Origin of the sequence: Streptomyces dysideae (assembly GCF_001514305.1) — a bacterium.
GTDB lineage: Bacteria > Actinomycetota > Actinomycetes > Streptomycetales > Streptomycetaceae > Streptomyces > Streptomyces dysideae.
In genome coordinates this window covers 101,925-125,797 of sequence record NZ_KQ949099.1, presented here as the reverse complement: position 1 = coordinate 125,797, position 23,873 = coordinate 101,925, and the positions used below count along the sequence as shown (strand labels likewise).

General features: G+C 71.9%; 24 protein-coding genes and 1 pseudogene. 13 read left to right on the top strand and 12 right to left on the bottom strand.

Annotation, left to right across the window (positions count from 1 at the left end; translation table 11 throughout):
• The first annotated feature begins 4 nt into the window (after window positions 1-4).
• Both AQJ91_RS32115 and AQJ91_RS52575 read left to right on the top strand, forming a co-directional pair.
• On the top strand, window positions 5-1,873 hold the full coding sequence (locus tag AQJ91_RS32115; RefSeq protein ID WP_067028503.1) for a serine/threonine-protein kinase: 1,869 nt from the start codon (window positions 5-7) through the stop codon (window positions 1,871-1,873).
• A 13-nt stretch (window positions 1,874-1,886) separates the two neighbouring features.
• A complete protein-coding gene (locus AQJ91_RS52575; protein WP_107122586.1) occupies window positions 1,887-2,057 on the top strand; it encodes a hypothetical protein in 171 nt (56 codons plus the stop codon).
• 3 nt (window positions 2,058-2,060) lie between these two features.
• Here the strand turns inward: AQJ91_RS52575 and AQJ91_RS32110 are convergent, their stop codons facing one another.
• Genes AQJ91_RS32110 through AQJ91_RS32095 form a run of 4 tightly spaced genes read right to left on the bottom strand, consistent with a single transcriptional unit; the run spans window position 2,061 to window position 6,124 of the window.
• Entirely contained in the window at window positions 2,061-3,278 is a 1,218-nt protein-coding gene (locus AQJ91_RS32110) for a sensor histidine kinase (protein ID WP_067028501.1), read from the bottom strand.
• Window positions 3,275-4,987, bottom strand: a complete 1,713-nt coding sequence (locus AQJ91_RS32105) for a sodium/solute symporter (RefSeq protein WP_067028499.1) — start codon at window positions 4,985-4,987, stop codon at window positions 3,275-3,277. Before AQJ91_RS32105 ends, AQJ91_RS32110 begins: the two co-directional genes overlap by 4 nt.
• A 25-nt stretch (window positions 4,988-5,012) precedes the next feature.
• Window positions 5,013-5,372 carry a hypothetical protein gene (locus AQJ91_RS32100; protein ID WP_067028577.1) on the bottom strand — a complete coding sequence of 120 codons (360 nt, stop codon included), beginning with the start codon at window positions 5,370-5,372 and terminating at the stop codon, window positions 5,013-5,015.
• Between the two features lie 2 nt (window positions 5,373-5,374).
• Window positions 5,375-6,124, bottom strand: a complete 750-nt coding sequence (locus AQJ91_RS32095; protein ID WP_067028497.1) for a LytR/AlgR family response regulator transcription factor — start codon at window positions 6,122-6,124, stop codon at window positions 5,375-5,377.
• A 77-nt stretch (window positions 6,125-6,201) separates the two neighbouring features.
• Between AQJ91_RS32095 and AQJ91_RS32090 the strand changes: the two genes are divergently transcribed.
• From AQJ91_RS32090 to AQJ91_RS32060, 7 genes and pseudogenes are all read left to right on the top strand, one after another.
• The gene (locus tag AQJ91_RS32090) at window positions 6,202-6,717 is read left to right on the top strand and encodes an Lrp/AsnC family transcriptional regulator (protein ID WP_067028495.1); all 516 of its coding nucleotides are present in this window, start codon (window positions 6,202-6,204) and stop codon (window positions 6,715-6,717) included.
• 123 nt (window positions 6,718-6,840) lie between these two features.
• Window positions 6,841-7,662: a dimethylargininase gene (gene ddaH, locus AQJ91_RS32085; RefSeq protein WP_067028493.1), complete on the top strand. Its 822-nt coding sequence runs from the start codon at window positions 6,841-6,843 to the stop codon at window positions 7,660-7,662.
• Window positions 7,659-8,888, top strand: coding sequence for an ornithine--oxo-acid transaminase (gene rocD / locus AQJ91_RS32080; protein WP_067028491.1), 1,230 nt, complete (start codon window positions 7,659-7,661; stop codon window positions 8,886-8,888). Before ddaH ends, rocD begins: the two co-directional genes overlap by 4 nt.
• A 312-nt stretch (window positions 8,889-9,200) precedes the next feature.
• Window positions 9,201-11,660 (top strand): SpoIIE family protein phosphatase, encoded by a 2,460-nt coding sequence (locus AQJ91_RS32075; RefSeq protein WP_067028489.1) that lies wholly within the window; start codon window positions 9,201-9,203, stop codon window positions 11,658-11,660.
• Between the two features lie 58 nt (window positions 11,661-11,718).
• Window positions 11,719-12,948, top strand: a complete 1,230-nt coding sequence (locus tag AQJ91_RS32070) for a PP2C family protein-serine/threonine phosphatase (protein ID WP_067028487.1) — start codon at window positions 11,719-11,721, stop codon at window positions 12,946-12,948.
• 181 nt (window positions 12,949-13,129) lie between these two features.
• A complete protein-coding gene (locus AQJ91_RS32065; protein WP_067028485.1) occupies window positions 13,130-13,855 on the top strand; it encodes a lysophospholipid acyltransferase family protein in 726 nt (241 codons plus the stop codon).
• Between the two features lie 62 nt (window positions 13,856-13,917).
• Window positions 13,918-14,781: pseudogene (locus tag AQJ91_RS32060) on the top strand (NAD-dependent epimerase/dehydratase family protein); the annotation flags it as partial.
• Between the two features lie 124 nt (window positions 14,782-14,905).
• Here the strand turns inward: AQJ91_RS32060 and AQJ91_RS32055 are convergent.
• From AQJ91_RS32055 to AQJ91_RS32025, 7 genes are all read right to left on the bottom strand, one after another.
• The gene (locus AQJ91_RS32055) at window positions 14,906-15,673 is read right to left on the bottom strand and encodes an urease accessory protein UreD (protein WP_067028481.1); all 768 of its coding nucleotides are present in this window, start codon (window positions 15,671-15,673) and stop codon (window positions 14,906-14,908) included.
• The gene (ureG, locus tag AQJ91_RS32050; protein ID WP_067028479.1) at window positions 15,661-16,338 is read right to left on the bottom strand and encodes an urease accessory protein UreG; all 678 of its coding nucleotides are present in this window, start codon (window positions 16,336-16,338) and stop codon (window positions 15,661-15,663) included. The genes AQJ91_RS32055 and ureG overlap by 13 nt, the downstream gene beginning before the upstream one ends.
• A 142-nt stretch (window positions 16,339-16,480) precedes the next feature.
• Window positions 16,481-17,155 (bottom strand): urease accessory protein UreF, encoded by a 675-nt coding sequence (locus AQJ91_RS32045; protein WP_067028477.1) that lies wholly within the window; start codon window positions 17,153-17,155, stop codon window positions 16,481-16,483.
• 13 nt (window positions 17,156-17,168) lie between these two features.
• Entirely contained in the window at window positions 17,169-18,890 is a 1,722-nt protein-coding gene (locus tag AQJ91_RS32040; protein ID WP_067028475.1) for an urease subunit alpha, read from the bottom strand.
• Window positions 18,883-19,194, bottom strand: coding sequence for an urease subunit beta (locus tag AQJ91_RS32035; RefSeq protein ID WP_067028474.1), 312 nt, complete (start codon window positions 19,192-19,194; stop codon window positions 18,883-18,885). The genes AQJ91_RS32040 and AQJ91_RS32035 overlap by 8 nt, the downstream gene beginning before the upstream one ends.
• Before the next feature lie 9 nt (window positions 19,195-19,203).
• Window positions 19,204-19,506, bottom strand: coding sequence for an urease subunit gamma (locus tag AQJ91_RS32030; RefSeq protein WP_010355509.1), 303 nt, complete (start codon window positions 19,504-19,506; stop codon window positions 19,204-19,206).
• An 88-nt stretch (window positions 19,507-19,594) separates the two neighbouring features.
• Window positions 19,595-20,281, bottom strand: coding sequence for a TetR/AcrR family transcriptional regulator (locus AQJ91_RS32025; protein WP_067028473.1), 687 nt, complete (start codon window positions 20,279-20,281; stop codon window positions 19,595-19,597).
• Between the two features lie 129 nt (window positions 20,282-20,410).
• On the opposite strand from AQJ91_RS32025, the gene AQJ91_RS32020 reads away from it, so the two are divergent.
• Window positions 20,411-21,424, top strand: coding sequence for an ABC transporter permease (locus tag AQJ91_RS32020; RefSeq protein ID WP_067028472.1), 1,014 nt, complete (start codon window positions 20,411-20,413; stop codon window positions 21,422-21,424).
• Window positions 21,425-21,532: 108 nt separating this feature from the next.
• Here the strand turns inward: AQJ91_RS32020 and AQJ91_RS32015 are convergent, their stop codons facing one another.
• Entirely contained in the window at window positions 21,533-21,811 is a 279-nt protein-coding gene (locus AQJ91_RS32015; RefSeq protein WP_067028471.1) for a type II toxin-antitoxin system Phd/YefM family antitoxin, read from the bottom strand.
• Window positions 21,812-21,881: 70 nt separating this feature from the next.
• Between AQJ91_RS32015 and AQJ91_RS32010 the strand changes: the two genes are divergently transcribed.
• The 3 genes from AQJ91_RS32010 (at window position 21,882) to AQJ91_RS32000 (ending at window position 23,863) form a co-directional block, all read left to right on the top strand.
• Window positions 21,882-22,517 (top strand): ATP-dependent Clp protease proteolytic subunit, encoded by a 636-nt coding sequence (locus AQJ91_RS32010; protein ID WP_067028470.1) that lies wholly within the window; start codon window positions 21,882-21,884, stop codon window positions 22,515-22,517.
• A gap of 7 nt (window positions 22,518-22,524) precedes the next feature.
• Window positions 22,525-22,833 (top strand): hypothetical protein, encoded by a 309-nt coding sequence (locus AQJ91_RS32005; protein WP_067028469.1) that lies wholly within the window; start codon window positions 22,525-22,527, stop codon window positions 22,831-22,833.
• A 556-nt stretch (window positions 22,834-23,389) separates the two neighbouring features.
• A complete protein-coding gene (locus AQJ91_RS32000) occupies window positions 23,390-23,863 on the top strand; it encodes a C40 family peptidase (RefSeq protein ID WP_067028468.1) in 474 nt (157 codons plus the stop codon).
• The last annotated feature ends 10 nt before the right edge of the window (window positions 23,864-23,873 follow it).

Sequence of the window (23,873 nt, the reverse complement as noted above, 5' to 3'; positions counted from 1 at the left end):
CCGGATGCCTTCAGGATCACCGACGTCGGGAGTGGGCCGGGTCATCGCCGGCCGTTATCTGCTGCTGAACCAGCTCGGCAGCGGCGGTATGGGCCATGTCTGGCTCGCCCACGACCAGAGACTCGCCTGCGAGGTCGCACTCAAGGAGATCGTGTTCCGGGACCCGGCCGAGGCCGGTCACGAACGGGAGGCCAGGGTGGCCCGGGCCCGGGCCGAGGCGCGGCACGCGGCGGGGCTGCGCGGACATCCGCATGTGGTGACCGTGCACGACGTGCTGGAGCACGAGGGGCTGCCGTGGATCGTCATGGAGTACGTGGCGGGCGCGGTGGACCTGCGCAACCTGGTGGAGCAGCGCGGCCCGCTGGCGCCCGCGGAGTGTGCCCGGATCGGGCTGGCCGTGCTCGACGCGCTGACCGCGGGGCATGAGCGGGGGGTCATGCACCGGGACGTGAAACCGGCGAACATCCTGCTCGCACCGGACCGCACCGGGTCGCCGTACGGCCGTGTCCTGCTCACCGACTACGGCATCTCCGTGCAGCCGGACGCCGGGGAGACGCGGTACACGCTGGCGTCGGCGCTCGTGGGCACGGCGGGCTATCTGGCGCCGGAGCGGGTCACGGGCGGGCCGCCGACCCCGGCCGCCGACCTGTTCTCGCTGGGCTGCACGCTCTACCAGGGCGTCGAGGGCCGCGGTCCCTTCGAGCGGGAGTCGCATCTCGCGGAGATGACCGCGGTGGTCGTGGAGGAACCGCGCCCGGTCTCGCGCGCCGGTGCGCTGGGTCCCGTGCTCCAGGCGCTGCTGGAGAAGGATCCCGCGCGGCGGCTGACCTCGGTCGAGGCGGAGGCGGCGCTGTCGCGGATCGTCACTCCGCAGGCCGACCCGTTCGCCCGGACACAGACCGACCTCGGGTCGCAGCCGCACTGGGCCGGGGTCTCCCCTCCTCCGCCCCCGCCGCCGCCCGGTGGCGGGGGCTTCGGTGTCGCGGCCACAGCCGCTCCGGCCGGCTTCGGGCCCCTCGTCGAGCCGGTACCGAGAGGGCCCGGCAGGCGGCGCCGTACCCGTCCGCGGGTGCTGCAGTCCGTCATCGCGGGTCTCCTCGGGCTGGCGCTCGCCGGGGGCGGGGTCTGGTACGCCATGGCCCAGCAGCCCCCCGGCGGTGAGGCGAAGCCGTACGGCGACGCCGTGGGGCTGGACCGGCCGCTGAAGGACGGCGACTGTGTGCTCGCCGACTGGCCCGGCGCGCAGCCGTTCCGGGGCACGCCCCGGCTGCAGCTCGATCCGACCTGCCGGGAGCAGGCGCCGGACGGGCAGGTGATGGCGTTCGCCGAGGCCGCGAACGCCGCCGAGGCGCGGCAGGAGAGCCCGGCGGCGTGCGAGGAGCTCACGCGGGAGCTGCGCGGACGGCTCGCGGACGTGCGCGGCTTCGCCGTCGTGCCGAGCGAGGCGGGGTTCGAGGCCGCGGAACGGCGTACCGCCTGTCTGGTGCTGGGGGCGCACGGGCCGGTGCACGGGCCGCTCGGCGGTCATCGCGAGCTGGGTTCGGCCTTCGCCGACACGGCGACCATGCAGCGGCGGGACTGCCTGAAGGTGCCGTCCAACCGGAACGCCCGGCTGGTGTCCTGCGACGGCCCGCACGACGAGCAGGTGCTCGGGTTCACCCGGCTGGGCGAAGACGTGACGCTTCCCGAGGCGCGCACCGAATCGGACACGGCGTGCGCCCGTGACATACCGCCGCGCGAGTACGGCTTCGACCCGTCCGTCTACACGGCGGGCTCCTGGACGAGCGGAAGTGCCTGGAAGTCCGGTACGCATTTCGTCGTGTGCACCGTCCGCAGGCAGAACGGGGGCACCATGGAGGGGAACGAACCATGAGGAGGGTGTTGCGATGCCCGGTTCTACGGACAGTTCTACGAAGACGATGGGAGGTCTCACCATCGGCGGACTCGTCGCGGTGACGGCCTACACGGTGGCGCTCGGGAGCAACGGCTGGCTGTGGTTCGGGTGGGTGGTGCTGGGCTTGATCACTCTCGGGATGATCGCCACCCGTAGTACCTGAGCCTCATTCGCCGGTGAGCCGCCCTGCGGAGTGCACCCCCGGCTGGTACTTCGGCAGCCGGGCGGTGATCTTCATGCCCGCTCCCAGGGCGGTCTCGATGACGAGTCCGTAGTCGTCGCCGTAGACCTGGCGGAGCCGGTCGTCCACGTTGGACAGCCCGATGCCGCCCGACGGACTGACCTCGCCCGCGAGGATGCGGCGCAGCAGGACGGGGTCCATGCCGGCGCCGTCGTCCTCGATGACGACCAGGGCCTCGGCACCGGCGTCCTGTGCGGTGATGCTGATGTGGCTCTTGCCTGCGGCAGTCACAGCCTTGCCCTCCAGACCGTGTTTGACGGCGTTCTCGACGAGCGGCTGGAGGCAGAGGAAGGGCAGGGCGACCGGCAGGACTTCCGGGGCGATCTGGAGGGTGACGGAGAGGCGGTCACCGAAGCGTGCCCGGACGAGGGCCAAGTAGTGGTCGATGGCGTGGAGTTCGTCGGCCAGGGTGGTGAAGTCGCCGTGCCTGCGGAACGAGTAGCGGGTGAAGTCGGCGAACTCCAGGAGCAGTTCGCGGGCGCGCTCGGGGTCGGTGCGGACGAATGACGCGATCACCGCGAGCGAGTTGAAGATGAAGTGCGGGGATATCTGGGCGCGCAGGGCCTTGATCTCGGCCTCTATGAGGCGGGTGCGGGACTGGTCGAGGTCCGCGAGCTCCAGCTGGACGGAGACCCAGCGGGCCACCTCGCCGGCCGCCCGGACGAGCACCGCCGACTCGCGGGGCGCGCAGGCGACGAGGGCGCCGTGGACACGGTCGTCGACGGTGAGCGGGGCGACGACGGCCCAGCGGACCGGGCAGTCGGGGGTTTCGCAGGTGAGCGGGAACGCCTCGCCGCGGCCCGACTCCAGCGGCCCGGCGAGGCGTTCCATGATCTCCGTACGGTGGTGGCCGCCCACCCCGTCCCAGGCCAGGACCTCCTTCTGGTCCGTCAGACAGAGCGCGTCCGTGCCGAGCAGCGTGCGCAGGCGGCGGGCCGACCTGCGGGCGGTCTCCTCGGTCAGGCCCGCCCGCAGCGGGGGTGCGGCGAGGGAGGCGGTGTGCAGGGTCTGGAAGGTGGCGTGTTCGACGGGGGTGCCGAGGCCGCCGAGGTTCTGGGGGCGTGCGGTGCGACGGCCGAGCCAGAAACCGGCGGCCAGCAGCGGCAGGATCGCCACACACAGGCCCGCGATGAATCCGCTCATGCCTTCACCTCCGCCCGCAGCTCCTCCGGCAGATGGAACCGCGCCAGGATCGCCGCCGTCCCGGTCGGCACCCGGCCCGGGGTCGCCAGGGACACCAGAATCATCGTGAGGAAGCCCAGCGGCACCGACCAGAGCGCCGGCCAGGCCAGCAGGGCGTGCAGTGCGCCGGTGCCCGGGAAGCCCGCCATCGTCGCGGCGACGGCGAGCAGCGCGGAACCGCCGCCGACCAGCATGCCGGCGGCCGCGCCCGGCGGGGTCAGCCGCCGCCACCAGATGCCGAGGACCAGCAGCGGGCAGAAGGACGACGCCGACACGGCGAAAGCGAGCCCCACGGCGTCGGCGACCGGCAGCCCGCCGACCAGCACACTCGCCACCAGCGGTACGGCCATCGCGAGGACCGTGCCGAGCCTGAAGTGCCGTACGCCGCGGGCCGGGAGGACGTCCTGGGTGAGCACGCCCGCAACGGCCATGGTCAGGCCGGAGGCGGTCGACAGGAACGCGGCGAAGGCGCCCCCGGCGACCAGCGCGCCGAGCAGGTCGCCGCCGAGGCCGCCGATCACACGCTCGGGCAGCAGCAGGACGGCGGCGTCCGCGTCCGAGGTGAGGGTGAGCTCGGGGGCGTACAGGCGGCCGAGGGCGCCGTAGACCGGGGGCAGGAGGTAGAAGGCGCCGATCAGGCCGAGCACGGCGACGGTGGTGCGGCGGGCGGCGACGCCGTGCGGGCTGGTGTAGAAGCGGACGACGACGTGCGGCAGGCCCATGGTGCCGAGGAAGGTGGCGAGGATCAGTCCGTACGTGGCGTACAGCGGGCGTTCGCCGCGGGTCTCGGCCTGCGAGGGCGACAGGCCGCCGCTGGCGCCACGGTCGGGCTCGGGGACGGGGGAGCCCGCGGCGAAGGTCAGCCGGGTGCCGCCCTTGATGTGATGGGTGCCGGCCGGGAGCCGGAGCTGCTGGTCGTCGTGCGTGCGGCCGTCGACGGTGCCGCTCACGGTGACGGTCAGCGGCCGGTCCAGGTTCAGGTCGAGGGTGGTGTCGACGCGGACGACGCGCTGTTCGCGGAAGGTCGCCGGTTCGTCGAAGGCGTGCCGGGGGGCGCCGTCGCCCTGCCAGGCGAGGGCCAGGAAGAGGGCGGGGACGAGCAGGGCGGTGAGCTTGAGCCAGTACTGGAAGGCCTGCACGAAGGTGATGCTGCGCATTCCGCCCGCGGCCACGATGGCGACCACGACGACCGCGACGATCACTCCGCCGAGCCATGCGGGCGCCCCCGTCAGGACCGTCAGCGTCAGCCCGGCGCCCTGGAGCTGGGGCAGCAGGTACAGCCAGCCGACGCCGACGACGAAGGCGCCCGCGAGCCGCCGCACCGCCTGGGAGGCGAGGCGGGCCTCGGCGAAGTCGGGCAGTGTGTAGGCGCCGGAGCGGCGCAGCGGGGCGGCGACGAAGAGCAGGAGGACCAGATAGCCGGCGGTGTAGCCGACCGGGTACCAGAGCATGTCCGGGCCCTGGACGAGGACCAGGCCGGCGATGCCCAGGAAGGAGGCGGCGGAGAGGTACTCGCCGCTGATCGCGGCCGCGTTGAGGCGGGGGCCGACGGTGCGGGAGGCGACGTAGAAGTCGGAGGTGGTGCGGGAGATGCGCAGGCCGAAGGCGCCGACGAAGACCGTCGCGAGGACGACGAGGGCGACGGCCGGGACGGCGTAGCTGGAGTTCATCGGTCTGTGCTCGTGTGCCGTCGGGTCATCGGTCTTCGACGAGGCGTACGAAGTCGCGCTCGTTGCGTTCGGCGCGGCGCACGTACCAGAGGGCGAGCAGGACCAGGGGGGCGTAGAGGCCGAAGCCCAGGACCAGCCACGCCAGGTGGCGGGCGTCGGGCATCGCCGCGAACAGCAGGGGCAACGGGCCGACGAGCAGGCCGAGGACGGCGAACACGGTGAGGGCGGCGCGCAGCTGGGTGCGCATCAGGGAGCGGACGTAGGTGTGGCCGAGGGTCGTCTGTTCGTCGATCTCGGTGCGCGGGCGGTAGTAGCCGGAGACGCGGCGGACGCGCCGGGGCGGGCCGGTGACGGCGACGCGGCGTTCGGTCGGGTTCTGGGGCACGGTCACGGCCTCCTCATCAGCAGGTCCCGCAGTTCGCGCGCGTGGCGGCGGCTGACCTGGAGTTCCTCGGTGCCGACCATGACGCTGACGGTGCCCGCGTCCAGGCGGAGCTCGCCGATGTGGCGCAGGGCGACCAGATGGCGCCGGTGGATGCGGACGAAGCCGCGGGAGCGCCAGCGCTCCTCCAGGGTGGACAGCGGGATGCGGACGAGGTGGCTGCCGCGCTCGGTGTGCAGCCGGGCGTAGTCGCCCTGGGCCTCGACGTGGGTGATGTCCTCGACGGTGACGAAGCGGGTCACGCCGCCGAGCTCGACGGGGATCTGGTCGGGGTCGGGTTCGTGCACGGGTATCCGCGGGCCGCTGTCGCTGAGCTCGGCGGCCCGGCGTATCGCCTCGGCGAGGCGTTCCTTGCGGACGGGTTTGAGGAGGTAGTCGACGGCCTTGAGGTCGAAGGCCTGGACGGCGAAGTCCTCGTGGGCTGTGACGAACACCACCAGCGGCGGCTTGGCGAAGCCGGTGAGCAGCCGGGCCAGGTCGAGGCCGTCGAGGCCGGGCATGTTGATGTCGAGGAAGACGACGTCGATCGCCTCCGGCCCGGCCGGCCCCGACTCCAGGGCGCGGTTGATGCGGCGCAGCGCCTCGGTCGCGTCGCCGGCGCCCTCGGCACTGCCGATGCGGGGATCGGCGTGCAGGAGGTAGAGCAGTTCCTCCAGCGAGGGGCGTTCGTCGTCGACAGCCAGGGCGCGCAGCATGAATCCGGAGTGTAGGAGTAATTCGTACGTCTGGACATGGACCGAGGTGAGACGTTCCCGCTGGATACAGTGCCGCCATGAACAGCAGGCCGACGCCGTTCGACGAGCTGGACCGGAAGATCATCACCGCGCTGATGGCGAACGCGAGGACGAGCTTCGCCGAGATCGGCGCGGCCGTCGGGCTGTCGTCGACGGCGGTGAAGCGGCGCGTGGACCGGCTGCGTGACACGGGGGTGATCACCGGGTTCACGGCCACGGTGAAGCCGTCGGCGCTGGGCTGGCGTACGGAGGCGTACGTGGAGGTGTACTGCGAGGGCGCGGCCCCGCCGCGGCGGCTCGCGGAGGTGGTCCGCAACCATCCAGAGATCACCGCGGCGATGACCGTGACGGGCGGCGCGGACGCGCTGCTGCATGTGCGGGCGCGGGATGTCCAGCACTTCGAGGAGGTGCTGGAGCGGATCCGGATCGAGCCGTTCATCCGCAAGACGATCAGTGTGATGGTGCTGTCGCATCTGATCCCGGAAAGCCCCGAGGCGGGCGCCAGTCAGCCGGCCCCGGAGGAAGCTACAGACGGCGCAGCAGGCCTGCGCTGACAGGCTCGAAGACGCAGCGATCCTGCGCGAACACGCAAGATTTGTTCCTTGTCTGTTGTCTGGGTCACTTCCTACCTTGGTGTCAACCCCAGTCGACACCGCAGGAAGCGGAGGAACCCCTCTGTGCCCGAACGCCGTGTGCCGCGCCGGCGGCGCTATCTCGTCTGCGAACCCAGACACTTCGCCGTGCAGTACGCGATCAACCCCTGGATGAATCCCGACACCAGGGTCGACGTCGATCTGGCCCAGGAGCAGTGGCAGTCGCTGATCGGCGCCTACCGCTCCCACGGCCACGCGGTCGACACCGTGGAGCCGGTTCCCGGGCTCCCCGACATGGTCTTCGCCGCCAACTCGGCGGTCGTCGTCGACGGCCGCGTCTTCGGCTCCCTCTTCCACGCGCCCGAGCGGCGCCCCGAGTCCACGCACTACGACACGTGGTTCAAGGCCGCGGGCTACGACGTGTACCGCCCCGAATCGGTGTGCGAGGGCGAGGGCGATCTGGTCCCGGCGGGCCGGTACGTGCTGGCCGGCACCGGTTTCCGTACGACCCGCGAGGCGCATCGCGAGGTGCAGGAGTTCTTCGGCCTGCCGGTGATCAGCCTGACGCTGGTGGACCCGCGCTTCTACCACCTGGACACCGCGCTGTTCGTCCTGGACGAGGGGCCCGAGGCGAACATCGCGTACTACCCGGAGGCGTTCTCGCCCGGCAGCCGTGAGGTGCTGGCGCGGCTCTATCCGGACGCGGTGCTCGCGACCCGCGAGGACGCGCTGGCCTTCGGCCTGAACTCGGTCTGCGACGGCCACCATGTCTTCATCTCGCCGGAGGCGACGGCTCTCGTGTCCGAGCTCGCGCGCCGTGGCTATGTTCCCGTCCCCGTCGACCTGTCGGAGTTCCGCAAGGCCGGCGGTGGCATCAAGTGCTGCACCCAGGAGATCCGCTCATGACCGCGCCCATCCGAGTACCCGTCCGTACGCGTACGTCCGCCGATCTCATCCGCGCCGAGGAGCCGGTCCTGGCGCACAACTACCACCCGCTGCCCGTGGTCGTCGCCCGTGCCGAGGGGACGTGGGTCGAGGACGTGGAGGGCCGCCGCTACCTCGACATGCTGGCGGGCTACTCGGCCCTCAACTTCGGCCACCGCCACCCGGCACTGATCGAGGCGGCACACAGCCAGCTGGACCGCCTGACGCTCACCTCCCGTGCCTTCCACAACGACCGGCTCGCCGAATTCGCGGAGCGGCTCGCGGAGTTGACGGGTCTGGACATGGTGCTGCCGATGAACACGGGTGCCGAGGCGGTGGAGAGCGGCATCAAGGTGGCCCGCAAGTGGGCGTACGAGGTGAAGGGCGTCCCTGCCGATCAGGCGACGATCGTGGTCGCGGCGGAGAACTTCCACGGCCGTACGACGACGATCGTCAGCTTCTCGACGGACGAGACGGCGCGGCAGGGCTTCGGCCCCTTCACGCCGGGCTTCCGGATCGTGCCGTACAACGACCTGGCGGCGCTGGAGGCGGCGGTCGACGAGACGACGGCGGCGGTGCTGCTGGAGCCGATCCAGGGCGAGGCGGGGGTCGTCATCCCCGACGAGGGCTATCTGACCGGTGTCCGGGAACTGACCCGCCGCACGAACTGCCTCTTCATCGCGGATGAGATCCAGTCCGGCCTCGGCCGTACGGGCCGCACCCTCGCCGTCGAACACGAGTCGGTCGTGCCGGACGTGCTGCTGCTGGGCAAGGCGCTGGGCGGCGGCATCGTGCCGGTGTCCGCGGTGGTGGCCCGGCGGGACGTGCTCGGGGTTCTCCGCCCCGGCGAACACGGCTCGACGTTCGGCGGCAACCCGCTCGCCGCCGCGGTCGGCACGGCGGTGGTCGAACTGCTGGAGACGGGCGATTTCCAGCGCCGTGCGGCACAGCTCGGCGAGGTCCTGCGGGCCGGCCTGTCCAACCTGGTCGGCAGCGGCGTCGTCGGCTTCCGCGCCCGCGGCCTCTGGGCAGGCGTCGACATCGACCCGACGATCGGCACCGGCCGCGACATCAGCGAACGGCTCCTCCGGGAGGGCGTCCTGGTCAAGGACACCCACGGCTCCACCATCCGCCTGGCCCCGCCACTGACGATCACGGAGGAGGAACTGACGGGGGCGCTCGGGGCGCTGGGGAGGGTGCTGCTCTGATCCTCGGCCCCCACAGGGCGGCCCCCACAGGGCGGCCCCCACAGGGCGGCCCCCACAGGGCGGCCCCCACAGGGCGGCCCCCACAGGGCGGCCCCCACAGGGCGGCCCGGCTCCCGGACTCTGTCGGGAGCCGGGCCGCCTGGGTGTCACCCGTCCCACGTGTCCTGCCGCCCCGCACTCCCGACCACCGTCCGACGAGCCCCACCACTCACGGCGCCCCCGCCCGGCCCCGGCCAGGAGGCATCGCCGACCGGAAGGGTGAAGATTGAGACAGGAGGTGGTAGACCGCTCTCAGCGACAGAGAGGTCGGCCGTGGGCACACATGAGGAGCAGGGCGTTGCGCGGCAGCCGTTCGACGTGGCGGATGCCGCGCCCTTGCTGCTCGATGCGCGGGGTGTGGTGACGAGCTGGACGCGGGACGCGCAGCGGTTGCTGGCGTATACCGCCGACGAGGTGGTGGGCAGTGGGGTGCGCGGCCTGCTCACGCCGGAGGACGCCGCACGGGTGCCGGAGGTGGCCGAGCGGTGCCGGGAGGATGGAGGGTGGGCGGGGTTGCTGACCGCCCGGCACAAGGACGGGCGGCCGGTGCGGGTCATGGTGCGGGTCACCTCCGCACAGGAAACCGTGGGGGCGTCGCAGTGGCTCGTACTGGTGTCGGAGATGGACGAGGCGCCGGGTTGGGACATGAGCCGGCCGGTGCTGGAGCAGATGCTCGCCCGGTCGCCGGTCGGTATAGCCGTCGTGGACGTGAACCTGAGGTTCGTGTGGTCCAACGCCGCCCTGGAACAGTTCGGCGGCGGACCCGCGCCGCGCCGGCTGGGACGGCGGCTCGCGGACATCCAGCCGGGCCTGGACGCCGAGGCGATCGAGGCGCAGATGCGGCGCGTGCTGGCGACCGGCGAGCCGATCGTGGGGTACGAGCATCTGGGGCGCCTGCGGTCCGCGCCGCACCGGGAGACCGCGCACATGATGTCGTTCACCCGGCTCGACGACGACCACGGCCACCCGATGGGCGTGTACTACACGGTCGTCGACATCACCGAGCGGCACCGCGCCCGCCAGCGGCTGGCCCTGCTGGACCGGGCCGGCGAGCAGATCGGCCGCACCCTGGACATCATGCGGACCGCGCAGGAGCTGGCCGACGTGGCCGTGCCGGGGTTCGCCGACTTCGTCTGCGTGGACCTGCTGGAGCCGGTGCTACGGGGTGCCGAGCTGCTGTCCGGGCCGCTCGGCGACACGGAGCTGGTGCCGCTGCGCCGGGCCGGGCACCAGTCCGTGCACGAGAACGTTCCCGAGGCCGTCGTCGGCATCGGGGACGTGGCCGCCTATCTGGCCGGTTCGCCCCCGATCCGGTGTCTGACCACGGGCCGGTCATGGCGCGAGGAGCGGCTCGACCCGCTGGCCGAGGAGTGGGGCACGGACCTCCCCGACGGCCGGGCGGTCACCCTCCTGGAGCTGGGCCCGCACAGCGTGATGATCGTGCCGATCCTCGCGCGGGGCGTCACCCTGGGCGTGACGACGTTCTTCCGGCGGCACCGCCAGGAGCCGTTCGACGCCGACGACCTGAGCCTGGCGGAGGACCTGGTGTCCCGGGCGGCCGTCTGCGTCGACAACGCCCGTCGCTACACCCGCGAACGCGACGCCGCGCTGGTCCTGCAGCGCAGCCTCCTCCCGCACCGGCTGCCCGAGCAGACCGCCGTGGAGGTGGCCGCCTGCTACCGCCCGGCCGACGAGCTGACCGGCCTCGGCGGCGACTGGTACGACCTGATCCCGCTGTCCGGCGCGCGCGTCGCCCTCGTGGTGGGCGAGGTCCCGGGCCACGGCATCGGCGCCGCCGCCGCGATGGGCCGGCTGCGGACCGCCGTACGCACCCTCGCGGCGCTGGACCTGCCGCCCGAGGAGGTGCTCGCCCACCTCGACGACCTGGTCGCGCGGACCGCCCACGAGGAGGGCGTCGACCCGGACGCGGCCGGCGGCGACAGCGCCCCAGCCGTGGGCTCCGGGTGCGTGTACGTCGTCTACGACCCCGTCGACGGACAGTGCACGATGGCCGCCGCCGGCCACCCCGCGCCCGCCGTCGTACTGCCCGACGGAAGGGTGACCTTCGTAGACCTCCCGCAGGGGCCGCCGCTCGGCGCGGGCGGACTGCCCTTCGAGTCGCTGGAGCTGGACCTCCCGGAGGGCAGCACGCTGGCCCTGCACACCGACGGGCTGCTGGCGCGCGGTCCGGAGTGGGCCGTGGACGCGGACCGGGACCGGCTGCGCCGGGCCCTGGAGCGGCAGGCGGTCACGCTCGACCTGCGCTGCCGGACCGTGGTCGACGCGCTGGTCCCGGACCGTCCGCACGACGACGTGGCCCTGCTGATGGCCCGCACCCGGCTGCTCGGCGCCGACCAGGTTGCGGACTGGGACCTGCCCGGCGACCCGGCCGTGGTCGCCGAGGCCCGCAAGGCGGCAGCCCGGCAGCTGACCGAGTGGGGCCTGGAGAAGCTGGCCTTCACCACGGAACTGGTCGTGAGCGAGCTGGTCACCAACGCGATCCGGCACGCCTCCGGCCCCATCCGGCTGCGGCTGCTCAAGGAGCGGGCGCTGATCTGCGAGGTGTTCGACGGCGGCGCCACCGCGCCGCACCTGCGCCATCCGCGCACCACGGACGAGGGCGGCCGCGGGCTGCTGCTGGTCTCCCAGTTCACCCAGCGCTGGGGGACACGGTTCACCTCCGAGGGGAAAATCATCTGGGCGGAGCAGTCCCTGACGGATCCGCCGATATGACTTCGGACCACCTATATCATGCGAAACTGGGGTGATCCCGGTGGCGAGAGCGGGAACCATGAACGACATGGCGATCGACTACACGGCGGTGTTCCGGGGCTTGCCCGGAATGGTGGCCCTGCTGACGCCCGAGCTGGTGTACGCCGACGTCAACGAGGACTTCCTGCGCGCGACCGGCCGCAGGCGCGAACAGGTCGTCGGCCGCCACATCTTCGACGTCTTCCCGGAGAACCCCGACAACCCGGCGTCGCAGGGCATGCGCAACGTGGAGTCGTCGATGCTCCGGGTGGTGGCCACCGGCGAGCGCGACACCATGGCCCTGCAGCGGTACGACGTCGAGTACCCCGACCGCCCCGGGCAGTGGGAGGAGCGTTACTGGAGCCCGGTGAACGCGCCGGTGCTCGGCCCGGACGGCAAGGTGGTGCTGGTGATGCACCGGGTCGAGGAGGTCACCGAGCTGATCCGGGCCCGCGGCGGTCCCCAGAACAGCCGAGCCCGGATCCTCGAGGCCGAGCTGTACACGCGCGCCCGCGAACTGCAGGAACTCAACGAGAGGCTGCGGCAGGCGCACGCCCGGGAACGCGAGGTCGCCCTCGCCCTGCAGGAGGCGATGCTGCCCGCACACCGGCAGGTGGGCGACCACCGGGCCGCCGTACGCTACCGCCCCGCGGTCGGCGCGCTGAACGTGTGCGGCGACTGGTACGACGTGGTCGACCTGGTGGGCGGCCACCGCCTCGGCGTGTCCGTGGGCGACGTGGTCGGTCACGGCCTGGCGGCGGCCGGGGTGATGGGCCAGCTGCGCAGCGCGCTCACCGCCACCTCCCGGGTCGCAGAGGGCCCGGCCCAGGCGCTGGACGTGCTGGGGCGGTACGCGCATGTGGTCGACGGCGCCGAGTCGGCGACCGCCGTCACGACGTTCGTCGACTTCGACCGCCGCACCATCACCTACAGCAGCGCCGGCCATCCCCCGCCCGCGCTGGTCCACCCAGACGGGCGGGTGGAGTTCCTCGACAAGGCCACCGACCCGCCCCTGGACGCCCGTCCCGACCCGGCCCCCCGGCCGCAGGCCACCATCACGTTCACCGAGGGCGCCACGCTCGTGCTGTACACCGACGGTCTGATCGAGCGGCGCCACGAGGACATCGACACGGGTCTGTCCCGGCTCGCCGACACCCTCGGCCGGCACCGCGAGGCGGATCCCGAGAACCTCGCGGACACCGTCCTGCTGGAACTGCTGCCTCCGGGAGGTGCCACCGACGACACGGCGCTCATCATCGTGCGGCTGTGAGGGCAAGCTCCCGCAGGGGTGTCAGCGGAAGCCCCCAACAAGCCCTTGTCGGGGGCCGGGTGGCCGATCCGGCCCGGTTCCCCCGTCTCCCGCCTGCCCCTACACTGACACCCCCACGACACGCCGGTTGACCAGCCAGAACACGGCGGTTTGACCGATCCGCCGGGTGAGGAGCGACCCCTTGTTCTACTACTTGCTCAAATACGTGTTGCTGGGCCCCCTGCTGAGACTGGTCTTCCGGCCTCGGATAGAAGGCCTCGAGCACGTGCCGGAGACCGGCGCGGCCATCGTCGCGGGCAACCATCTGTCGTTCTCCGACCACTTCCTGATGCCCGCGGTCCTCAAACGCCGCATCACCTTCCTGGCCAAGGCCGAGTACTTCACCGGGCCGGGCATCAGGGGCCGACTGACGGCGACCTTCTTCCGCAGCGCCGGGCAGATCCCGGTCGACCGCTCCGGCAAGGAGGCCGGCCAGGCCGCGATCCGCGAGGGCCTCGGTGTCCTGCGCAAGGACGAGCTGCTCGGCATCTATCCGGAGGGCACGCGCTCCCACGACGGCCGCCTCTACAAGGGCAAGGTCGGTGTCGCGGTGATGGCGCTCAGGGCCCAGGTTCCCGTCATCCCGTGCGCGATGATCGGCACGTTCGAGGCGCAGCCGCCCGGCAAGGTCATCCCGAACGTCCACCCCGTCGTCATCCGCTTCGGCAAGCCCCTGGACTTCTCCCGCTACGCCGGTATGGAGAACGAGAAGGCGATCCTGCGCGCGATCACCGACGAGATCATGTACGCGATCCTGTCGCTGTCCGAGCAGGAGTACGTCGACCAGTACGCGGCCGTCGTCAAGGCGGAGGAGGCCGCGGCGAAGGCGGAGAAGGAACGCAAGTTCCCGCGGATGCCGATCAGTTGAGGCCTTCTGTCATCGGCAGAACATCATGACCGGCGAATCCGCACCGCCCTGCCGCGTCCGGCATGAGACGTGCGGTGGTCATCGGGGCGACGGGACAGACCGTGCGACCGGCGGTGGACGTGCCGGCCCGGGACGGCTGGGAGGTGACGGCCGTCTCCCGGGGCGGCGGCCGGGACGCGGGGCGGCACGACGGGGTACGGGCGGTGCGGCTCGACCGGGGCGACGACGCGGCGCCGGCCGCGGTGATCGGGGACGGCTGCGACGCGGTGGTCGACATCGTCGGCTACGACGCCGGGTACGCACGGCAGTTGACGGGGCGGCCGGACGGAGGGACTCCCCCAGTACCTGGTGCCGATCCCCGAGGACCAGCCCACGGTGGCGCCGGGCGAGGACACGTACCGGACCGCAAGGCGACCCTGGAGCTCGAACTCCTCGCAGCGAAGGACGAGTTGCCGACGACGATCCTGCGGCCCGGCGCGATCCACGGGCCGTACAGTCCGCTCCCCCGCGAGCTGTACTTCGTGAAACGCAACCTCGACGGCCGGCGATGGGGGTCCCCCCGCTCGAGCGAAGCCGAGAGTGGGGGGAGGGTGCTCGCGTTCGGCGGCGAGAGTCGGCTGCACACCTCGAGTGCCCGCACCCTCGCGGAGTTGATGCGGCTGGCGGCGGCGCGGCCCGGGTCCCGGGTGCTCAACGCCGTTGATCCCCAGGCTCCGAACGGTGGCGGAGATCGGGGCGGCCGTCGACGCCGTGATGGGCGCCGAGACGGAGCGGGTGCTCGTGGACGGTCCGGCTCCGAGCCCCGCCGTGGGCCGTGCACCCTGGTCGGCCGAGCTCCCGTGGTGTGCGGTATGGCGGCCGCCGAACGGGAGTTGGGCTACCGCCCGGTGGTGACGTACGCCGAGAGTCTCCCGGAGACGGTCGCGTGAGCAGGACTGGCGGGAGATGTCGCCGCTGCTGTCGCAGCCTGACTGGGCGTATGAGACAGGGGGCGGCCGAGAAACCGGCCGCGTCCTTCTCGGTGAGAAGGCGGGAGCCCTTGAGGTCGGTCTAGTCGAACGTCGCGAGCGCCGCGTCCAGCACCCGCCGCAGCCGCAGCGCGTCGGTCGCCACGGCGGTGACGAGCGCAGCGGGTCCGGCGAGCGGCATGAGCGCGGCGCTCTCCCCGAGCACCCGGGCCGTCATCGGCTGCTCCGCGAACTCCGGCCGTACGACGAGCAGTTGCCCGACGGCCCGGTGCCCGGCGAGCCCGGCGGCCCCGTCCCAGCCGCCCGGCGCCCCGGCCCCGCACACCAGCTCCTGGTCGAGCACGAGCCGCCCCCCGACCCGCACGGAGAGCCTGCCGGCGAGCCGCCCGGGTTCCTCTCCCACCCGCCCGAGCACCTGCTCCTCACGCAGCACGAGCCGCCCCGTGGCCCCGACCTCGACCTGGGTCGTGACGCACAGGTCGCTCCCCTTCGCGGAGATCAACTGCTCGGGCAGCCAGCGCAGTTCACCCCCGTCGGCGACGGACAGTCGTACGTCGTAACGGGCCCCGCCCTTGTCCTGCCCCGGCAGGGCGATGGTGGCGGCCGCCGACCCGACGAGCAGCCGGGCGCCGCTCTCCACATCGGCCGCGACGCTGAAGTGGTCACCGCCGAGGGGTCCGCTCATCGCCCCGACGAGCATGACCCGCGCCTCGGCTCCGCTCCCCCGGGTGCGGCGCAGCGCCAGGGGGCCGTCGCCCGCCAGGACGGGCAGGGACGTGCCGCCCCTGCCGTCGTCCCGGGCGACGATCCGCGCCGCGGCCCGCACCCCGCCCACGGTCACGCCGTCCACGCGGCGAGCTGCGCCCGCACCCAGCCGGCGACGTCCCGGACCCCGCCCTTGCTCCTCAACGACTGGAAGACGACCGGCAGTTCGGCGCGCTGGGCCTTGGCGTCGGCGGCCATCCGTCCGAGGTCGGAGCCGACGTACGGTGCGAGGTCGGTCTTGTTGACGACGAGCAGGTCGGCCGTGGTCACGCCCGGCCCGCCCTTGCGCGGAATGTCGTCGCCGCCGGCCACGTCGATCACGAAGATCTGCGCGTCGACGAGCCCCTTGGAGAAGGTGGCGGTGAGGTTGTCCCCGCCGGACTCCACGAGGATGAGATCCAGCGGCCCGACCTCGTCCTCCAGGTCCTCGACGGCCTCGAGGTTGGCGGATATGTCGTCCCGGATCGCGGTGTGCGGACAGGCCCCCGTCGCCACGGCGGTGATCCGCTCGGGCGGCAGTACAGCCTCCCGCAGCAGGAACTCGGCGTCCTCGCGCGTGTAGATGTCATTGGTGACCACGGCAAGGGACAGCTCGTCCCGCAGGGCCTGGCACAGTGCGGCGACGGTGGCGGTCTTCCCGGACCCGACGGGCCCACCGAGCCCGATCCGCAGGGCACGCCGCGAGCCGTTGGGCCGGTGGGCGTCGGCACTGACGGCGGCGGGGCCGTCGTGGGAGTGGTCGAGGTGCATATGGCGGCTCCGATGGCACGTGGGTCACTGCTTGTCCGACTCGGTCGAGAGGCGAGTCCAGCTTCTCTCCCGACCGTAAACGGGTGGTGGATGGGCATAGGCCGGGGGTCCAGGGGGCGGAGCCCCGTGGCGCGTGACGCCCCTAAGAGGCAAACAGACGTACAGGCCAACCAGCATGCACCTCCGCCCCGATCTCCAGCAGCGGAGCAGAGGCCGCGGGCAGGGCGTCGACTCCCTCGCCGGCCACCCTCCGAGCCGACTCCACCGCCCGATCCGCGACACGATCAAGCTCCGGCGCCAACCGCGCCAACACCCCCGTGGCGTCGAACGGATCAAGACTCAGCAACCGCACCGTCGCGGACGCCGCCCCGCTCACACTCTCGTACACCGCGCAGTACGCCGCATCCGACGCCCCCAACCCCGCGGCCCGAGCCACGACCCCCAGCACCACCGGCTGATGGGCCCCCTTGGGAAACGCCCGCGCCAGCGCGTCGAGCTCCTCCGACGGCCAGGTCGCCCGAGCGGCCCGCATCAACTGCCGCCCCAGCTTCCGCGCGGCAACCCGCAACGCGGGCGACGGCGTCCGCGCATCCGCGGCGGCGTCCAGCGACAGGGCATCGACCCCGGCCGCGGCCGCCGCGGCCAGCGACGCCGCGACGAGCCCCGCCGTGTGCAACCGCCCCCGGCAGAAGTCCTCCAGGCTCGCGGCCCCGGTGATCCGCCCGGCCCTGACGGCCGCCTCGGCCCCGCCGGAGTGCGCGTGCCCCCCGGCGGGAAACCGGCCGTCGGCCAGGACGAGAAGTGCTGCCCGTGACATCGGAACCCTGCCGTCAGAAGAGGAAGTACCGCTGGGCCATGGGCAGTTCGGCGGCCGGAGTCGCCTCGACGAGTTCCCCGTCGATGTGCACGGCGAAGCTGTCGGGATCGACCCGCACCTCGGGCCGCGCGTCGTTCTCCCGCATGTCGGCCTTGGTGACCCCGCGCGTCGACTCGATGGCCACGAACCTCTTCCCGAGCTGGAGCCGCTCCGGCAGCCCGTCCTCGAGAGCCGGCCCCGCCACGAAGTTGATGGAGTTCGACGCGGGCGCCCGCCCGATCGCCCCGAACATCGGCCGCGGCAGGATCGGCTGCGGCGTCGGGATGGACGCGTTCGCGTCGCCCATCTGCGCGTACGCGATCTGCCCGCCCTTCACGACGAGATGCGGCTTGACCCCGAAGAACGCGGGCTCCCACAGCACGAGGTCGGCGAGCTTGCCGGTCTCCACGGAGCCGACCTCGTGCGCGAGGCCCTGGGCGAGCGCCGGGTTGATCGTGTACTTGGCCACGTACCGCCGTACCCGGTGGTTGTCCGCGCGCCCGTCCCCGGGCAGCGCACCCCGTCGCCGCTTCATCACATGGGCGGTCTGCCAGGTCCGCATGATGACCTCGCCCACCCGGCCCATGGCCTGGGCGTCGGACGAGATGATCGAGATCGCGCCCAGGTCGTGGAGGAGGTCCTCCGCGCCGATCGTCGACGGCCGGATCCGTGACTCGGCGAAGGCGAGGTCCTCCGGCACCGCCGGGTTCAGGTGGTGGCACACCATCAGCATGTCGAGGTGTTCCTCGGCGGTGTTGACGGTGTACGGCCGCGTCGGGTTGGTCGAGCTCGGCAGCACGTGCGGCGCGGAGACCACGGTCATGATGTCCGGCGCGTGCCCGCCGCCCGCACCCTCGGTGTGGTAGGCGTGAATGCCCCGCCCCGCGATCGCGGCCAGCGTGTCGCCGACGAACCCGGCCTCGTTCAACGTGTCCGTGTGGATGGCGACCTGGATGCCGGTCCGGTCGGCGACGGTCAGCGAGGCGTCGATGACTGCGGGGGTGGAACCCCAGTCCTCGTGCAGCTTCAGGCCGAGCGCACCGCCGCGGATCTGGGACAGCATCGCCTCGTGGGAGACGGTGTTGCCCTTGCCGAGCAGGCCGAGGTTGACGGGGTACTCCTCCATCGCCTCCAGCATCCGGGCCAGGTGCCAGGGGCCGGGCGTCACGGTGGTCGCCTTCGAGCCCTCGGCGGGACCGGTGCCGCCGCCGATCAGCGTGGTGATGCCGGCGGAGAGCGCCTCGTCGGCGATCTGCGGGCAGATGAAGTGGACGTGGGCGTCGATGGCGCCGGCGGTGAGGAGCCGGCCGTTGCCCGCGATGATCTCGGTCTCGGGGCCGATGACAAGGTCCGGATGCACCCCGTCCATCGTGTCGGGGTTGCCCGCCTTGCCGATGCCGGTGATCCGGCCGTCGCGGATGCCGACGTCGGCCTTCACCACGCCCCAGTGGTCGACGATGACCGCACCCGTGATGACCGTGTCCGGCGTGCCGTCTGCGCGCGTAGCACGCGACTGGCCCATGGACTCACGGATGACCTTGCCGCCGCCGAACACGGCCTCGTCACCGGCGAGTCCGGGACCGCCGGAACGGTCCTCCTCGATCTCGACGATCAGATCGGTGTCGGCGAGCCGGATGCGGTCACCTGCGGTCGGGCCGAACAGATCGGCGTACGCGGCACGCGAGATCTCAGGCATCGAGGGCACCTCCGGTCTCCCCGCGCAGTCCGGGCACGACACGGGCGCCGGCGAGCGGTACGAGTTCGACGTCGACGGGGATCCCGGGCTCGAAGCGCACGGCGGTGCCGGCGGCGATGTTGAGCCGCTTGCCGCGCGCCGCGGCGCGGTCGAAGTCCAGACCGGGGTTGGCCTCGGCGAAGTGGTAGTGGGAGCCGACCTGGACGGGCCGGTCGGCGGCGTTGAGGACGGTCAGCCGGGTGACCTCACGGCCCTCGTTGTAGGCAATCGGACCGTCGGCGAACAGGATCTCTCCGGGAATCATGGAGCCCCCTCAGACGATCGGGTCGTGGACGGTGACGAGCTTGGTGCCGTCCGGGAAGGTCGCCTCCACCTGGACGTCGTGGATCATCTCGGGGATGCCCTCCATGACGTCGTCGCGGGTCAGCAACTTGCGGCCGGAGGCCATGAGCTCGGCGACCGTACGGCCGTCACGTGCGCCCTCGAGGATGTGCGACGTGATGAGGGCGACCGCCTCCGGGTGGTTGAGCTTGAGCCCACGGGCCCGGCGCTTCTCGGCCACGTCGGCCGCCACGTGGATGAGCAGCCTCTCTTGCTCGTGCGGGGTCAGTTGCACGTCCCACCTCACAGTCCTCGCTCCGGACCGTGCGGGGTCCGGTTGCCGCAGCCACGGGGCAAAGTCCCTGGTGGCGTGGATGGGCAGGCTAGTTGGACCGAGTTTCATTCAAGTTAACCGAGCTGTGATCCGCTGAGCGTGTCGCGTCGGGCTCCCGCATCCCGGTCAACGCCCGTAGACCATCCTGCAGGACCTCGACCGGTGCCGGCCCGAAGAGGGCCTGTTGCGCGACGAAGCCCTGCACGGTGGCGATCATGGTGCGCGCGACGTGCTCCGCGGGGATGTCCGGCGGCATCATTCCGGCCTCCTGGTACGCCTCCACGGCCCACACCCAGCGCTCGCGCAGGGCCACGAAGACGTCGGTCAGGACGGCGGCGAGTTGCGCGTTGCGCAGGGTCTCCGACCAGATCTGCAGGATCAGCCGCGGGAAGGCCGGTTCCCCGTCGACGGTCAGGCGCGACCAGATGCGGAGCATGCGTCCCAGGACCTTCCCGGCCACCACGTCCGGCGGCGGGGGCGGGCCCGAGGGCGCGCCCTGCCGGGTGGCGTCCTCGAAGGCGTTGCGGACCTCTTCGAGCACCTCCCGGACGATCGCGGTGATCAGTTCGTCCTTGCCGCTGAAGTAGCGGTAGACCGCCCCGGCCGAGAGGTCGACCTCCTTGAGTACGTCCTGCATGGACGTGGCATGGAACCCGTTACGGGCGAAGCAGAGCGCGGCGCCGTCGAGGATCTGCCGGCGGCGGGCGTCGAGGTGTTCCTGGGATACGCGGGCCATGACCGCAAACGTAAAACGAACATTCCTTCTTGACAAGGAGAAGAGGCGAGGAGCACGGTGGGACCAAGTAAAACGAACGATCCTTCTTTTTTGCGCCGACCACTCGGAACTCTCCTCCAGGAGGCCCCCATGCCCACACCGTCCGCTACACCGACCCGGCCACCCGCCCGCCGCCTGATCGCAGCGGTCGTCCTCGTCCCCGTCCTCGCGGCCCTGGCCCTGTGGGCCTTCGCCTGGCCCGCCGCCCGCACCGCACCCCACGACCTGCCGCTCGGCGTGGCCGGGCCGGCCACCGCGACGGCCCAGCTGGAGCAGCAACTGGCCCAGCGCGAGGGCGCGTTCGAGATCCACCGCTACGCCGACGAGGCCGCCGCCCGGGACGCGATCGAGGACCGGACCGTATACGGCGCGATCGTGGTCACCGCCCAGGGTCCCGAACTGCTGACCGCGTCGGCGGCGGGCCCGGTGGTCGCCCAGACGCTGCAGCAGGCGATGACACAGCAGGCGGCGGCCGACGGCACCCAGGTCAGGACGGTCGACGTCGTCCCCACTCCCAAGCAGGACCCGCGCGGCGCGGCGCTGGGCGCGAGTGTGCTGCCGCTCGCCCTGGCCGGCATCGCGGCGGGCTCGGTGGTGACCCTGCTCCGGCTGCGCGGCCCGCACGCGGTGACCGCTCTGATCGGTTCCGCCGCGCTGGTCGGCATCGTCGGGGCCGCGATCGCGCACAGCTGGCTCGGGGTGCTCACCGGCGACTGGTGGGCGGAGGCCGGGACGCTCGGCCTGGCGACGCTGGCCGTCAGCGGTGCCGTCGCGGGACTGGCCGCGCTCCTCGGCCCCGCTGGTATCGGGATCACCGCGGGTGTGGTGATGCTGTTCGGCAACCCGTTCTCCGGGGCGTCCGCGGCACCGCAGATGCTGCCCGAGCCGGTCGGCACGATCGGTCAGTGGCTGCCGCCGGGTGCGGGCGCGACCCTGCTGCGCTCGGTGTCGTACTTCGACGGCGCGGCGGCGGCCGGCCCCGTCCTCACGCTGACCTGGTGGGCCGCACTGGGCCTGGGTGCCGTACTGCTCGGGGGTGCGCTCAAGTCCCGTACGAAGAGCGGTGAGCCGGTGACCGAGCGGGAACTCGCCGCCGTCGGCTGACCGGCCACACGGAAGCGACCGTGCACCCCCGCTGTAGCGGACGGGGGTGCACGGTCTCTTCGTGTCCGGCTTTGCGCGTCCGGCTCTTCGTGTCCGGCAGGCCTGCCGCTACGAGACGTTGGGCCCGCGGTGCTCTGCCGCGATACCGAAGCGCTGGCGTTCACGGGGAGCGGACGAGACATCGCGGACGTTGGAGACCGAGCTGATCACCTGCTCCTCCGCGAGCCGGTCGAGCTCATCGAGTCGTCGCAGGTCGGCGGCGGAGACGAGGGCGACGAGGGGCTTCCCGTGCCGTGTCACGACGACACGCTCGCTGCCGTAGACCACCCGGTTGATCAGATCGGCGAGCTCAGCCCTGGCTTGCGTCACCGGAATCTCGTAGGCCATGCTCCCCACATTACGTCATGTACGTCCTGTACATTTTTTACAGCGACGACACTCCTAGAGGAGGCGTGCCATGATCCGACCAGCCGCCCGCTATGTCCTGCCCCAGTTCACGGAGCGCACGAGCTACGGAAGCAAGACCCAGGACCCGTACTCGAAGCTGCTGGAGGAGCGGATCGTCTTCCTGGGGACGCAGATCGACGACACCTCGGCGAACGACGTGATGGCGCAGTTCATGTACCTGGAGCACAAGGACCCCGACCGGGACATCTCGCTGTACATCAATTCGCCGGGCGGCTCGTTCAGCGCCATGACGGCGGTCTACGACACCATGCGGTACGTGACCTGCGACATCGAGACGATCTGCCTGGGCCAGGCCGGCGCGTCCGCCGCGGTGCTGCTGGCCGCCGGCGCGCCGGGCAAACGGTCCGCGCTGCCGGGCGCCCGCATGGTGATCCACCAGCCGCTGCTGTCCGAGCCGGTCGAGGGGCAGGCGAGCGATCTGGCCATCCAGGCCGACGAGTTGACGCGGGTGCGGTCCCGCATGGAGGAGATGCTCGTACGGCACACCGGGCGCAGCCCGGAGCAGGTGACCGCGGACATCGAGCGGGACAGGATCCTGGACGCGCAAGGCGCCCTGGAGTACGGGCTGGTGGACCAGATCATCCCCAGCCGCAAGGCCACCCTCGCCCCGCCCACGGGGCGGTGATCCGCCAGTGCTCCCACCCGAACTGCCGCCGCTGCCCGCACTGACCCGTGCCGAGGGCGAGTTGATCGACCGTTATCTCGACGTGGTCGACCTGCTCGGCCGGATCAACCCGGCCCAGCACGGCGACACGTACCGCGGACTGCGCGCCGCCCAGGCGCTGGTGACCAGGGCGGCCGAGCTGCGCGACGCGCTGGCGCTGATGCACCAGCGGGGCGAGACCGAGCTGCACGCCCCCACGCTGGCGCGTGCGCTGCGCGTGCTGGACGGGGAGCGCCGCACGGCCCGCGTCACAGTGCCGCCGCGCTCCGACAGTTGACGCACCCACAGCCGGTCCGGACGCCCGCCGCGGCGAACGGAAGCGTCCGGACCGGAGTTGAAACGGACCAAACGGCGTACCCCCGTTCGGTGTAGTCACCGCACCCTTCGCGCACCCGTCAAACTTGCGCAGCACGCGCACCCCTGAGGCGGAATTAGACGTTTCTCCGCTGGTCCGAGCATCCTCGGCCCTCTGGACAGTCGCTCGAACGGCCGAGTGTCCACCCGAACGGGTGAGTGGTGAGTAACGCCACAAATCCCCGGTTCCATTGGGTTTTTCGTACATCCGTGAGCCAAGATCCCTGTCTGACGACAAGACCCCGCCGCAGCGGCGGGGCGATCCGGGCGGACGCCGAGTCCTGCCGCCGCCCGGATGACCGGTCGACAGGAGTGGATCGGCAGGAGTGGAGGACCCAAGCACGACGGGTCGCCGGAACGGCCGCACCACGACCGGACCGAGCAGCCCTTGGGGTGAAGCCGTGACAACGCGGCCGGGCAACTTCGCCAGCCCGAATCCGACAGGTCATCCTTCACAGGCGGCTGACGAAGGGTTGCGCATGACTGCGCTCAATCGTGTCCCGTCGCTCATGGTCCGGGCCGGTACGGCCTCGGCCTTCACCCTCGCCGCCGTGAGCGGCTCGATCGTGGCGCCCGGCCTCGCCTCCGAGGCGGAGGCGGCCACATCGGCGACGAAGGCACTCCAGGTGGCGGCCGCCAAAAAAGGCTCCCCGTACAAGTACGGCGCCGTGGGTCCGAGCAGGTTCGACTGCTCCGGGCTCACGCTGTACTCGTTCAAGAAGGCGGGCAAGAAGCTGCCCCGTACGGCGGCCCAGCAGTACAACAAGACCCGCCACATCTCCGCGAAGAGCCGCAAGGCCGGAGACCTGGTGTTCTTCCACTCGGGCTCCTACGTCTACCACGTCGGTATCTACGCCGGGAAGGGAAAGATCTGGCACTCCCCGAAGACGGGGGACGTCGTAAAGCTGCAGAAGATCTGGACGAAGAGCGTCTGGTACGGCCGGGTCAAGTAGCCCCGCCCGA

Bases quoted from the DNA above. Each gene is read 5' to 3' on its own strand.
- AQJ91_RS32115 (WP_067028503.1), top strand. From the start codon at position 5: ATGCCTTCAGGATCACCGACGTCGGGAGTGGGCCGGGTCATCGCCGGC.
- AQJ91_RS52575 (WP_107122586.1), top strand. From the start codon at position 1,887: ATGCCCGGTTCTACGGACAGTTCTACGAAGACGATGGGAGGTCTCACC.
- AQJ91_RS32110 (WP_067028501.1), bottom strand. From the start codon at position 3,278: ATGAGCGGATTCATCGCGGGCCTGTGTGTGGCGATCCTGCCGCTGCTG.
- AQJ91_RS32105 (WP_067028499.1), bottom strand. From the start codon at position 4,987: ATGAACTCCAGCTACGCCGTCCCGGCCGTCGCCCTCGTCGTCCTCGCG.
- AQJ91_RS32095 (WP_067028497.1), bottom strand. From the start codon at position 6,124: ATGCTGCGCGCCCTGGCTGTCGACGACGAACGCCCCTCGCTGGAGGAA.
- AQJ91_RS32090 (WP_067028495.1), top strand. From the start codon at position 6,202: ATGAACAGCAGGCCGACGCCGTTCGACGAGCTGGACCGGAAGATCATC.
- rocD (WP_067028491.1), top strand. From the start codon at position 7,659: ATGACCGCGCCCATCCGAGTACCCGTCCGTACGCGTACGTCCGCCGAT.
- AQJ91_RS32070 (WP_067028487.1), top strand. From the start codon at position 11,719: ATGAACGACATGGCGATCGACTACACGGCGGTGTTCCGGGGCTTGCCC.
- ureG (WP_067028479.1), bottom strand. From the start codon at position 16,338: ATGCACCTCGACCACTCCCACGACGGCCCCGCCGCCGTCAGTGCCGAC.
- AQJ91_RS32045 (WP_067028477.1), bottom strand. From the start codon at position 17,155: ATGTCACGGGCAGCACTTCTCGTCCTGGCCGACGGCCGGTTTCCCGCC.
- AQJ91_RS32040 (WP_067028475.1), bottom strand. From the start codon at position 18,890: ATGCCTGAGATCTCGCGTGCCGCGTACGCCGATCTGTTCGGCCCGACC.
- AQJ91_RS32035 (WP_067028474.1), bottom strand. From the start codon at position 19,194: ATGATTCCCGGAGAGATCCTGTTCGCCGACGGTCCGATTGCCTACAAC.
- AQJ91_RS32025 (WP_067028473.1), bottom strand. From the start codon at position 20,281: ATGGCCCGCGTATCCCAGGAACACCTCGACGCCCGCCGCCGGCAGATC.
- AQJ91_RS32020 (WP_067028472.1), top strand. From the start codon at position 20,411: ATGCCCACACCGTCCGCTACACCGACCCGGCCACCCGCCCGCCGCCTG.
- AQJ91_RS32015 (WP_067028471.1), bottom strand. From the start codon at position 21,811: ATGGCCTACGAGATTCCGGTGACGCAAGCCAGGGCTGAGCTCGCCGAT.
- AQJ91_RS32010 (WP_067028470.1), top strand. From the start codon at position 21,882: ATGATCCGACCAGCCGCCCGCTATGTCCTGCCCCAGTTCACGGAGCGC.
- AQJ91_RS32000 (WP_067028468.1), top strand. From the start codon at position 23,390: ATGACTGCGCTCAATCGTGTCCCGTCGCTCATGGTCCGGGCCGGTACG.